The following is an 11,082-nucleotide window of genomic DNA, read 5'->3' as shown; positions in this document are numbered from 1 at the left end:
CCCGGGCGCCCCCGCCCCACGCCGTACCGCCGCACGCCGCGGGAGGAGGACCACCGGTCTCGCCAGCACGCCGACGCCGGCGCGCTCCACGCCCGCTGAGCGGTCCTCCGCCCGGGGCCCGAGCACGACCGGAGGCCAGGAACGACGAAGGCCCGGCCCCTTGGGGGCCGGGCCTTCGTGGTGGTAGCGGGGACAGGATTCGAACCTGCGACCTCTGGGTTATGAGCCCAGCGAGCTACCGAGCTGCTCCACCCCGCGTCGGTGACAACACCGTACCAGCTCCCGGGCGGCAGGTGCCGGGGCACCCGCCGCCCGGGGTCGTCAGTCGGCTGCCCCGGCTGCCCGCTGCGCCTCCTGGTAGGCGGTGACGGCCGCCTGCAGGTCCTCCAGCGCCTGCCCCTGGCCGGCGAAGTCGCCGTCGCGCTGCGCCGTGGCGAGCGCCTCGAGCGCCGCGTTCATGTCGGCCACCGCGGCCGCCATGTCCGGGGTGCTCGGGGCGTCCCCGCCACCGTTGACCGGCGGATCGGCCGGCGCCGGCGTGTCCGGCGCCGGTTCCTCGGGCGTCTCCGGCAGGTCGCCGGAGGCATCGCCGTCGGCACCGGTGTCGTCGCTGTCGACGGCCGACTCCCCGGCCCCCGGACCGAACACCTGGTCCAGCGCCTCGGCCAGCGTGTCGGCGTAGCCGACCCGGTCGCCGTAGTTGACCAGCACCTTGCGCAGCAGCGGGAAGGAGTTCTCCCCGGTGCCCTCGACGTAGAGCGGCTCGACGTAGAGCAGCCCGCCGTCGCCGATCGGCAGGGTGAGCAGGTTGCCGAACACCGGGGTGGAGTCCGCGCTGCGGAACAGGTTCAGGTCACGGGCGACCTCGTCGTTGGTGTTGAACGACTGCTGCACCTGCTGCGGTCCGCGGAACGGCGTGTTCCCCGGGAGCCGCAGCACCTGGAGCTGCCCGTAGGTGTCCGCATCGCTGGACGCCGAGACGAACGCCGACAGGTTCTGCCGGTTGAAGGCGTTCAGCGCGCTGGTCAGCTGGAACGACGCGCCCTCCTCGCCGGGCCGCTCCGCCAGGATGTAGTACGGCGGCTGGGCCTGGTCGGTGTTCTGCGTCGGGTCGTCCGGGATCTGCCAGCGGTCGTTGCCGCTGTAGAAGTTCTGCGGGTCGTCGACGTGGTAGCGGGTCAGGATGTCCCGCTGCACCTTGAACAGGTCCTCCGGGTAGCGGACGTGGTCCACCAGGGCCTCGGGCATCGACTCCCGCTCCTGCACGACCCCCGGGAATGCCTTCATGAAGGTCTTGAGCACCGGGTCCTCGGTGTCCCACTCGTACAGCGTCACGGTGCCGTCGTAGGCGTCGACGGTCGCCTTGACCGAGTTCCGGATGTAGTTGACCGTCTCGTTCGGCAGCGCCGTCGTCCCCGTGCCGGTCAGCGCATCCGCGGCGACCTCGCCCAGCTGCGTCTGCTCGGCGTAGGGGTAGGAGTCCGACGTCGTGTAGCCGTCGAGGATCCACTTGATCTCGCCGTCGATGACCGCCGGGTAGGGGTCGCCGTCGACCTCGAGGAACGGCGCGACCTTCTCCACGCGGTCCCGCGGGTTGCGGACGTAGAGGACCTTGGACTCCTCGTTGACCGCGCTGGAGAGCAGGAAGTTGCGCTCGCGGTAGTGGATCGCGAAGGTCAGCTGCCGGAAGAAGCTGCCGATCTCGACGCCGCCCTCGCCCTCGTAGGTGTTGTTGATCTGGCGCTCGTCCGACCCGCCCTCGGGGAGGTCGAACTCGCGCGGCTCGGCGCCCTCGGGGGCCCCGACGACGGAGTACACGTCCTGGCCGTTGATCTCGATCAGCTCGCCGTAGTAGATCCGCGGCTCGTCGACGTCGATGTTGCCGCGGGTGGGTAGGTCGCGGGTGGTGAACCGCGGCTCGCCACCCTCCTGCCCGGCGACGACCTCGTTGGCCGGCGCGGCCACGAACCCGTTGCCGTGCGTGTAGACGGTGTGCCGGTTGATCCAGGTGTTCTGGTTCTCCGAGAGGCCCGAGCTGTTGAGCTCGCGCACCGCCACGACGTAGTCGCGGGTCTCGCCGTCGATCGTGTAGCGGTCGATGTCCAGCTTCTCGGGGAAGCCGTACACGTTGCGGATCTGCTGGCGCGCGGTGAACGTGTCGGAGAGCACGTTGGGGTCCAGCAGCCGGGCGTTCGGGATCGTCTCGGAGTCCGCGCGCAGATCGGCCAGGGCGGCCTCGGGATCGACCTCGTCGCCCGTCGCCTGCTGCGCGTAGTTCACGTAGTCGATCTCGGTCAGGTCGTAGGCGTCCCGCGTCGCCGCGATCGCCCGCTCGATGTAGGGCGCCTCCTTCTCGTTGGCGCTGGGGCCGACGACGAACTGCTGGACGACCGCCGGGTAGGCCACGCCGATCGCCAGGCTGGAGACCAGCAGCAGCACCAGCGCCGCGGCCGGCAGGAGGAAGTTGCGGACGACGATGTTGGCGAAGAACGCCAGGGCGCACACGGCCGCCACGAACACCAGGATCGTCTTCGGTGTCAGCAGGGCGTTGACGTCGGTGTAGCTGGCACCGGTGAAGACGTCGCCGCGGCCGGAGTAGACCAGCCCGTACCGGTCCAGCCAGTAGGCGACGGCCTTGAGGGCGAGGAAGAAGCCCAGCAGCACCGAGAGCTGCACGCGGGCGGCGCCGGTCAGCTTCTGGCCGGGGGTCTGCAGCCGCAGCCCACCGAACACGTAGTGGGTCAGCAGCGAGCCGATCAGCGCCAGGATGACGACCGCGAACCCGAAGCCCAGCAGCAGCCGGTAGAAGGGGTAGTCGAAGACGAAGAACGACAGGTCGACGCCGAACTGGGGGTCGGTGCGGCCGAAGTCGGTGCTGTTGCGGAACGACAGCCAGGTCTCCCAGCTGCTCTGCGCGGTGAACCCGGCGAACAGGCCGAGGACGACGGCGATGCCGGTGAGCACCAGGCCGCGCCGCGGCTCCAGGGACTGGCGGTAGCGCTCCAGGTTCTGCTGCTCGAGCGACATGGGGCGGAACGTGGGGCGGAAGCGGTAGGCCAGGTACATGGCCAGCGCGGTGAGCCCACCGGTCGCCACGCCCGCCACGGCGAACAGCAGCGCGCGGGCCTGGAGCTCGGTCCAGAACACCTCGGTGAAGCCGGTCTCGTCGAACCACAGGTAGTCGACGTAGACGTTGGTGAGGGTGCCGACGGCGGTGAACAGCACCAGCAGCACGGCGATGGCGCCGATGACCAGCTTCGCGCGCCGCGACAGCGTCGGTACCGGCACGGGGGGCCGCATGGCCACGAGCGGTCTCCTTCAGTTGCAGGCGCGGCCTCTCGGCCGCGCGACGATCGACCGCGGGGGTCGGGTGGTGCGGCGCCGGGCGAACCCGGCCTCATGGACAACGCACCGGACGGCGCGGGGTTCCCGGGGCAGGTCGGCGCGCCGGGGTCAGCAGCCCTCCGGGGTGCGGCCGGCGCGCAGGTCGGCGAGGGCCGTCAGGGCGTCGTCCAGCGTGGCGACCCGCGCCGTCGGCACGCCGGTGTCGGGCGCGGCCAGCGCCTCGGCGCAGTTGCCGGCCGGGACGAGGAAGAGGTCGGCCCCGATGTCGCGTGCGGCCACCATCTTCAGCGCGATGCCGCCGATGGGGCCGACGTTGCCGGCGAGGTCGATCGTCCCGGTGCCGGCGATCGCCGCGCCACCGGTCAGGTCCTCCTCCCCGACCAGGTCGAGGATCCCGAGGGTGAGCATGAGCCCGGCCGACGGGCCGCCGACGTCGGCCACCTGGATGTCGACGTCGAACGGCGCCGAGGGTTGGTCGAGGACGTTGACGCCCAGCAGCGACCCGGCCCGCTCCTCGGCCGCCTGCGTGGTGATCGTGGCGGTGCCCGGCTCGCCCAGCCGCGTGTAGCCGACGGTGACCTCCGTGCCGGGTGGGATGCCGCTCAGGACGTCGGCGAGGACCTCGGCGTCGGGCACCGGTCGGCCGTCGACGGTCTCCAGGGCGTCGCCCTCCTCCAGCTGACCCTCCGACGGCGAGCCCTCGGGGACCCCCCGCACGACCACCTTCTCCGGGTAGCCGAGCTCGCCGAGGGCGACGCTCTCGGCCGCCTGCTCCGAGGTGACGAAGGCCTGGCGGTTGACCTCCCGGGTCTCCTCCTCGCTGCGGTCCGGTGGGTAGACCGTCTCCTCGGGGACGACGCTGACCTCGTCGTCGAACCAGCCGCGGACCGCCTGCACGAGGCTGAGCCCGCTGCGGCTGACCCCGACGGTGGTCAGGTTGAGGTCGCCCTCCACCTCGTTGCGCTCCCGGCCCTCCACCGCGATGATCGGCTCGCCGTCGACCTCACCGAGCGTGTCGAAGGTGGGGCCGGGCACCTGCGCGACGTAGGGCACGGGCACGGTCGTGCCGAGCACGCCGAACAGCAGCAGGAGCACGGCGCCCACGCTGAGGACGGCGTTGCGACGGGTCACGAGGCGCGAGCCTAGGTGAAGGACCTCCTGCCCCCCACCGCTCGAAGGCTCGCGGCGGGCCCTGCAGGGGGCCGTGCGCTGCCGGCGAACGCCTTCACCGGCCGAAGATCGCACGTCTACCGTGGGCGCATGAGCGACATCCCGTTCGGCTTCGGCCCGTCCGACCGCGACCCCGAGCGCCGCGAGCCCGGCCGCGGCGACCAGGGCGGTGACCCGTTCGGCCTCGGCGCCCTCTTCGGCGGCATGGCCGGTGGCGGGTCGCCCGAGGACGTGCTCGGCAAGATGCCGCTGTTCGCCGAGCTGCAGAAGCTCATGAACTGGTCGGGCGGTCCGGTCAACTGGGACCTCGCCCGGCAGGGCGCGATCAGCCAGCTCGCGGCCGGGCACCAGCCGACGTCGGAGCAGGAGCGCGCCGCGGCCGCCGAGTCGCTCCGGCTGGCCGACCTGTGGCTGGACCAGGTGACCGAGCTGCCCTCCGGCATCGAGCGGACCACCGCGTGGTCGCGGGTCGAGTGGGTGGAGCAGACCCAGGCCGCGTGGGCTGCGCTGATCGACCCGCTGGCCGAGCGGGTGGTGGCGGCCATGACCAGCGCCCTGCCCCAGGAAGCGGCGATGTCCCTCGGCCCGATCGCCGGGATCATGGGCCGCATGGGCGGCCTCATGTTCGGCGCCCAGGTGGGGCAGGCGCTCGGTTCGCTGGCCGGGGAGGTGCTCACCAGCACCGACGTCGGGCTGCCGCTGGCACCCGCCGGCACCGGCGTGCTCGTGCCGCAGAACCTGGCCTCCTTCGCCGAGGGCCTCGACCGCCCGGCCGACGAGGTCCGGCTGTTCGTCGCCCTGCGGGAGGCGGCGTCGCAGCGGCTGTTCGCGCACGTCCCGTGGCTGCGCCAGCAGCTCCAGGACGCCGTGCACGCCTACGCCCGCGGCATCACCATCGACCGCGAGGCGATCGAGCGGGGCATCAACGAGGCGATGGCCGGCGGCATGGGCGGCGGGCTGGACCCGAGCGACCCGGAGAGCATCCAGCGCCTGCTGGGCAGCGGCGTGCTGGAGCCCGAGGAGACCCCCGAGCAGCAGATGGCCCTGCGGCGCCTGGAGACCCTGCTGGCCCTCGTCGAGGGGTGGGTGGACGCCGTGGTCGCCGCCGCCGCGGCCGACCGGCTGCCCGGCCACGCCGCGCTCGCCGAGACGATGCGCCGCCGCCGGGCCTCCGGCGGCCCCGCCGAGCAGACCTTCGCCACGCTGGTCGGGCTGCAGCTGCGACCGCGCCGGCTGCGCGACGCGGCGACGGTGTGGGGGGCGATGGGTCAGCAGCACGGCAGCGCGGAGCGGGACCGGCTGTGGTCCCACCCCGACCTGCTGCCGACGTCGGAGGACCTGGACGAGCCGCTGGACTTCGTCGCCCGCCAGGGGTTGGACGACGAGCTGGCCGCACTGACCGCCGACGACGCGGAGCAGGCGCCCGACCGGCCGTCCGACGACCCGCCGACCGAGGACGAGGACGAGGACCGGCGCGAGCTGGGCGGCGAGGGGTAGCGGCTCAGCCGTCCACGTCGGGGAGCGGGTCGGCGCCCGCCGCCCCGGCGGTGGACGCCAGCTCGACGCCCTCGAGGAAGCCGCGCGCCCGCTCCGCCCGCGGGTACTGCGCCACCAGGGCCCAGAACCGCTCGTCGTGCCCCGGCTCGAGCAGGTGCACCAGCTCGTGCACCAGCACGTAGTCGACGACGTACTCCGGCATGGAGCGCAGCCGGCTGGAGAGCCGGATCGTCCGGTCCGCCGGCGTGCAGGAGCCCCAGCGGCGGTGCTGGTTGTCCACCCACCGCACGCTGGCCGGTTCGGCGAGGCCGTCGAGGTGGGCGGCAGAGAGCGCCCGCGCCCGCGCCAGGAGCTCGGCGTCGCCCCCGAGCGAGCGCTTGCGCCGCTCCTCGCGGGTGCGCAGCTTGGCGACCATCTGCTCGACCCAGCGCTGCTCCTCGGCCGGGCTGAAGGCCGCCGGGATGAGCACCACGGTGCGCCCCAGCTCGCGGTAGGCGGTCACCGTGCGGCGGCGGCGGCTGCTGCGCCGGACCTCCACGACGTCGCCGTCCGCCGGCTCAGGCAGGGCGCTCGCAGGAGGAGTCGTTCCGGGCACGAGGAGACCGTAGGGCACCGTCCGGGCGTGGCGCCCGCGCAGGGACACCCGCTCGGGTGCAGGTCGCACGGACGGTGGACATCGCCGCCGCTCCACCCGGTGACGAGGGTGCCCGGGCGCGGGGGTCCACACCCTGCCCGGGGACGTCTGCGCTGGTGGGCGCGCCGTCCGCGGTGGCTGCCGGTGGACCGTCCCCGATCCGTCCCCCGGTTCCGCACAGCGACACGCCACGCCGTCCCCATGGCGTCCACAGCTCCGTCCACAGCTGTGGGGAACGCGCTCGCGCCCGGCACCGCCGGACGCCCCGGACGGGCCCGGCGTCGGGCGGTCGGCGCGGGCAGCCACGGGTAGCGTTCTCGCGAACGGCGCCCGGCGTGCGAGCCGGGGCGCCCCGGAGACGAGGAGATCCCGTGGCGGAGAGCTACAACGGCTACTGCGTGAAGTGCAAGGAGAAGCGCGACTTCGACGGCGAGGTCAAGGTGAGCGAGTCCGGGCGACGCATGGCGCAGGGCACCTGCCCGGTCTGCGGCACCAAGATGAACCGCATCCTCGGCAAGGCCTGAGGGAGGACCACCCTCCTCCCCGCACCCCGCAGGCTCGGCGCGGGCCCCTGGAGGGTGGCCGTTCCGGCACGTCACTGGCGGCGTCCCCTGAGGGGGGCGCCGCCGTCGTCGTGGGGCCTGTGGACAACGGGCCCGGGGGGTGCTGCCCGGCTGCCACCCTGCCCGGGTGAGCGACAACGCCCATCCCCTCCTCCCCGCGGCGACCCCGCTGCTCGCCGGGGACGCCGGGAGCGTCCAGGTCGGCGGCGTGGACTCCACCGACGGGCTGCTCCTGGCGCCAGCCGCCGGGCTGAGGCCCGTGCTGCGCGCCCTCGACGGCCGACGGTCACGGCGCGCGGTGCGGGCCCAGGCCGCCGGGGAGGGCCTGGCGCCGGGGCTCGTGGACGCCGCGGTCGACGCCCTCCGCTCCGCGGGCCTGGTCCACGACCTCGATCCCGCCGACCTGCTCGCCATCGACCCCGGCCCCGCGGCGGCCGCACGCGCGGCCGTGGAACTGCCTGCCGCCGGCTCCTCCCCCGGTGCCGGGGGGTGGCGGGCCCGGCGGCGGGCGACCGTGGTGGTCGAGGGCGCCACGCGCGTGGGCACGCCGCTGGCCGCGGTCCTGGCCGCGAGCGGCGTCGGCCGCGTCGTGGTCCGGGACGCGGGCGTGGTCAGCGCCGCGGATGCCGTGGTGGGCGGCGTGACCGCCGCGGACGAGGGGCGCCCCCGTGCCGTGGCCGCGGCGGACGCCGTCCGCCGGGCGAGCCCGCTCACCGACCTGGGGCCCCTCCCGGCCGGGCTCCGGCCCGACCTCGTGGTCCTCACCCGGCCGTGGGCCGCCTCCGACCCGGTGGTGCCGGGGGTACCGGGGGTGCACCTGGTGGCCACCGTGCGCGGGGAGACCGGCGTCGTCGGCCCCCTGGTCGTGCCCGGCGCCAGCAGCTGCCTGCGCTGCGCGGACCTGCACCGCCGGGACGCCGATCCGCGCTGGCCCCGGCTCGCGGCCCAGCTGACCGCGACCGAGCCACCGCCCAGCGGCGCCACCCTCACCTGCCTGCTCACCGCGGTGCTCGCGGCCGGCCAGGTGCTGGCCTGCATCGACGGGCGCGGCGCGCCGGCCACCCTCGACGCCACCGTCGAGCTGCGCCCGCCCGACCTCCTGCCCCACCTGCGCCGATGGCCCCCGCACCCGTCGTGCGGCTGCGGCGCTGCGGCCGCCGGCGACGGTCCCCCGGAGGGGGGTGGAGCACGCCCTGCGGGCGGGAGCCCCGCCGCTCGGGCGACAATGGCCGGTGACCGAGCTCTCGGGCTCACCGGGCACGACACGGCGCCGCTCCGCCCGGCCGCCGGCGAGGAGGACGCGTGAGCGACGAGCGACCGGCCATGCCAGGGGGATCGGTCGCACGGACCGCGCGCCTGGCCTCCCTGCCCCTGGGTGCCGCGGGGCGCGCCACCCTGGGGATCGGCAAGCGGTTGTCCGGCCGACCGGCCGAGGCGGTGAACGCCGAGCTGCAGCAGCGCACCGCCGAGCAGCTGTTCGCCGTGCTGGGCCAGCTCAAGGGCGGCGCCATGAAGCTCGGCCAGACGCTGTCGGTGTTCGAGGCGGCGGTCCCCGAGGAGATGGCGGCGCCGTACCGCGAGGCGCTCACCAAGCTGCAGGAGGAGGCGCCGCCGATGCCGGTGCGGACCGTGCACGCGGTCCTCGCCCAGCAGCTGGGCGGCACGTGGCGCCAGCGCTTCGCCGATTTCGACGACGCGCCGGCCGCGGCGGCCAGCATCGGCCAGGTGCACCGCGCCACGTGGCGGGACGGCCGCGACGTCGCCGTGAAGATCCAGTACCCCGGCGCGGCGACGGCGCTGATGAGCGACCTCAACCAGCTGGCCCGCTTCGCCCGGCTGTTCGCCGCCGTCTTCCCCGGGCTGGACGTGAAGCCGCTGATCGCCGAGCTCAAGGCGCGGGTGGTGGAGGAGCTGGACTACGGCCTCGAGGCCGACGCCCAGCGGGCGTTCGCCGCCGCCTACGCCGGAGACCCGGAGATCGCCGTCCCGCGGATCGTCGCCAGCGCGCCGAAGGTCGTCGTCTCCGAGTGGATCGAGGGGACGCCGCTGTCCCGGATCATCGCCACGGGAACCCGGGAGCAGCGCGACCGCGCCGGGCGGCTGCTGGCCACGCTGCACTTCTCCGGGCCGCAGCGCGCCGGCCTGCTGCACGCCGACCCGCACCCGGGCAACTTCCGGATGCTGCCCGACGGCCGCCTCGGCGTGATCGACTTCGGCGCGACCGCCCGGCTGCCCGACGGCCACCCGGAGCCGATCGGCCGGCTGGTGCGGTGGGCGCTGGAAGGACGCGCGGCGGAGGTGCTGGCCGACCTGCGTGCGGAGGGCTTCGTGCGGCCGGGGGTGCAGGTCGACCCGGAGGCGGTCCTGGACTACCTGCTCCCGCTGCTGGAGCCGATCGCCGCCGACCGGTTCCGCTTCACCCGCGCGTGGATGCAGGAGCAGGCGATGCGGATCGGCGACCCGCGGACCGAGGCCAACCGGCTGGGCAGGCAGCTGAACCTGCCGCCCGCCTACCTGCTCATCCACCGGGTGACCATCGGGTCGATCGGCGTGCTCTGCCAGCTCGATGCCGAGGCCGACTGGCGCACGGTGCTCGAGGAGTGGCTCCCCGGCTTCGAGAAGTAGCACCGGGCGGGGCACGAGGGCCCCGCCCGGTGCGACTGTCCGCCGGCCCCCTCCCGAGGCTCGCCCCGAGGCGGCCCCGTCCCGAGGCTCGCCCCGAGCGTGCGAGGGGTGCGGAGGACGGGGTCCTTCTAGTAGACGGCGGCGCTGGCGCGCGCGGCCCGGCGGACCGCGCGCTCGGCGCGCCGGGAGGCACGCCGCGCCAGGTACAGACGACGGGCGCGGGACGCGGCCATCGCCTCGGCCTGCAGTTCGCTCATGCGGCTGCGGGCCATGTCGGGCTCGAACATGTACATCGCGGATTCCTTCGGTCGGCTCCCGGTCGGGAGCTCGGAACTGCTGGTCACGTGCTTACGGGCTGGGGATGGCCGCCGGCTCACGCCGCGACGACCTTCCGGGGACGGCCACGTGGCCGCTTGCGGGCGATCACGACGCCCCGGTCGAAGATCTCGCCGCCCCAGACGCCCCACGGCTCGGCCCGGGAGAGCGCGCCGGCCAGGCACGCCTCCCGCACCGGGCAGTCGCCGCAGAAGCTCTTGGCGAGTTCCAGCTGCGACGGGTTCTCGGCGAACCACAGCTCGGGGTCCTCCACCCGGCACGGCAGGGGACGCCGCACCGGTCCAGGGGGCAGGGCCGGGCGTGGCCGTCGGGGGCTGGGCCCACCGGTCCGCGGGAGCCCGGGCCGGCGGTGGGACGTCGGGCGGTCGATCGTCTGCTGCACTGCCGCTCCTCCTCGTACTGGTCGTGTACGGACGGCGGTGGCCCGCCGACCGAAGTCGGGGCCGGGTGCCGCGGAGGGGAGAGCAGAAAGGCCGCGGATCCCGGGGTTCGGGTTCCGCGGCCTCGAGGAGGGCCGGTGAGCGGCTAGCTCAGCGGTCTCCCGGGGGATCGGATCCCGAGGGTGGTGCCGTCGTGCTGGGGCAGGTAGGTGGGCACGAAGGGGCGCTCGACGGTGCGGAGCGACTTCGGGCGCCGGTCGAAGGCGGCGGCGCCGGCGTCCCCACCGAGGACGGCGGTCCACTCACCGCGGCAGGCGGCGGAGGACAGACCGGTGCCCTCGTGCTGAGCGGCGGGACCGGTCATGATCAGGCCACCCGTGCGCGCGTCGACGCCGCCGCGGCCGAGGAGGTCGGCGGAGGCAGCGGTGATCGTGGTGGTGATCGTCATCGGGTACCCCCTCCTTCCTCTCTCGCGGTCCGGCCGGCCGGCCGGGCTCGCCACGGGGGTGCAGCGCGTGTGGAACGGGACACT

At 74.7% G+C, this 11,082-nt stretch carries 10 protein-coding genes and 1 tRNA gene; 4 read left to right on the top strand and 7 right to left on the bottom strand.

Features of this window, described 5'->3' with window-relative positions; genetic code table 11:
- Nucleotides 1–181 precede the first annotated feature (181 nt).
- The 3 genes from E9565_RS12410 to E9565_RS12400 form a co-directional block, all read right to left on the bottom strand.
- Nucleotides 182–258, bottom strand: a tRNA-Met gene (locus E9565_RS12410).
- A gap of 63 nt (nt 259–321) precedes the next feature.
- The gene (locus E9565_RS12405; RefSeq protein WP_236824799.1) at nt 322–3,300 is read right to left on the bottom strand and encodes a UPF0182 family protein; all 2,979 of its coding nucleotides are present in this window, start codon (nt 3,298–3,300) and stop codon (nt 322–324) included.
- A gap of 153 nt (nt 3,301–3,453) precedes the next feature.
- Nucleotides 3,454–4,476, bottom strand: coding sequence for a PDZ domain-containing protein (locus E9565_RS12400; protein WP_236824789.1), 1,023 nt, complete (start codon nt 4,474–4,476; stop codon nt 3,454–3,456).
- A gap of 129 nt (nt 4,477–4,605) precedes the next feature.
- On the opposite strand from E9565_RS12400, the gene E9565_RS12395 reads away from it, so the two are divergent.
- Nucleotides 4,606–6,012, top strand: coding sequence for a zinc-dependent metalloprotease (locus tag E9565_RS12395; RefSeq protein ID WP_236824790.1), 1,407 nt, complete (start codon nt 4,606–4,608; stop codon nt 6,010–6,012).
- A 4-nt stretch (nt 6,013–6,016) separates the two neighbouring features.
- On the opposite strand, the gene E9565_RS12390 is transcribed toward E9565_RS12395, so the two are convergent.
- Entirely contained in the window at nt 6,017–6,607 is a 591-nt protein-coding gene (locus E9565_RS12390) for a M48 family metallopeptidase (protein ID WP_236824791.1), read from the bottom strand.
- A gap of 410 nt (nt 6,608–7,017) precedes the next feature.
- Between E9565_RS12390 and E9565_RS23270 the strand changes: the two genes are divergently transcribed.
- The 3 genes from E9565_RS23270 to E9565_RS12375 all read left to right on the top strand — a co-directional run bounded on the left by E9565_RS23270 (nt 7,018) and on the right by E9565_RS12375 (nt 9,834).
- The gene (locus tag E9565_RS23270) at nt 7,018–7,170 is read left to right on the top strand and encodes a DUF5679 domain-containing protein (RefSeq protein ID WP_012950213.1); all 153 of its coding nucleotides are present in this window, start codon (nt 7,018–7,020) and stop codon (nt 7,168–7,170) included.
- A 166-nt stretch (nt 7,171–7,336) separates the two neighbouring features.
- The gene (locus E9565_RS12380; RefSeq protein WP_236835284.1) at nt 7,337–8,515 is read left to right on the top strand and encodes a ThiF family adenylyltransferase; all 1,179 of its coding nucleotides are present in this window, start codon (nt 7,337–7,339) and stop codon (nt 8,513–8,515) included.
- Nucleotides 8,512–9,834, top strand: coding sequence for an AarF/ABC1/UbiB kinase family protein (locus tag E9565_RS12375; RefSeq protein WP_236824793.1), 1,323 nt, complete (start codon nt 8,512–8,514; stop codon nt 9,832–9,834). The genes E9565_RS12380 and E9565_RS12375 overlap by 4 nt, the downstream gene beginning before the upstream one ends.
- Nucleotides 9,835–9,962: 128 nt before the next feature.
- On the opposite strand, the gene E9565_RS12370 is transcribed toward E9565_RS12375, so the two are convergent.
- The 3 genes from E9565_RS12370 to E9565_RS12360 form a co-directional block, all read right to left on the bottom strand.
- On the bottom strand, nt 9,963–10,127 hold the full coding sequence (locus E9565_RS12370) for a hypothetical protein (protein ID WP_236827848.1): 165 nt from the start codon (nt 10,125–10,127) through the stop codon (nt 9,963–9,965).
- Nucleotides 10,128–10,207: 80 nt separating this feature from the next.
- Nucleotides 10,208–10,447, bottom strand: a complete 240-nt coding sequence (locus tag E9565_RS12365; protein WP_374201433.1) for a WhiB family transcriptional regulator — start codon at nt 10,445–10,447, stop codon at nt 10,208–10,210.
- A 248-nt stretch (nt 10,448–10,695) separates the two neighbouring features.
- Complete coding sequence (locus E9565_RS12360; RefSeq protein ID WP_236827847.1) at nt 10,696–10,998, bottom strand: hypothetical protein; 303 nt, start codon at nt 10,996–10,998, stop codon at nt 10,696–10,698.
- Between the last annotated feature and the right edge of the window lie 84 nt (nt 10,999–11,082).

The organism is Blastococcus sp. KM273129 (genome assembly GCF_021698995.1).
Classification (GTDB): domain Bacteria; phylum Actinomycetota; class Actinomycetes; order Mycobacteriales; family Geodermatophilaceae; genus Blastococcus.
Note: the sequence above shows the minus strand (reverse complement) of the source record. Positions and strands in the feature narration are given on the sequence as shown.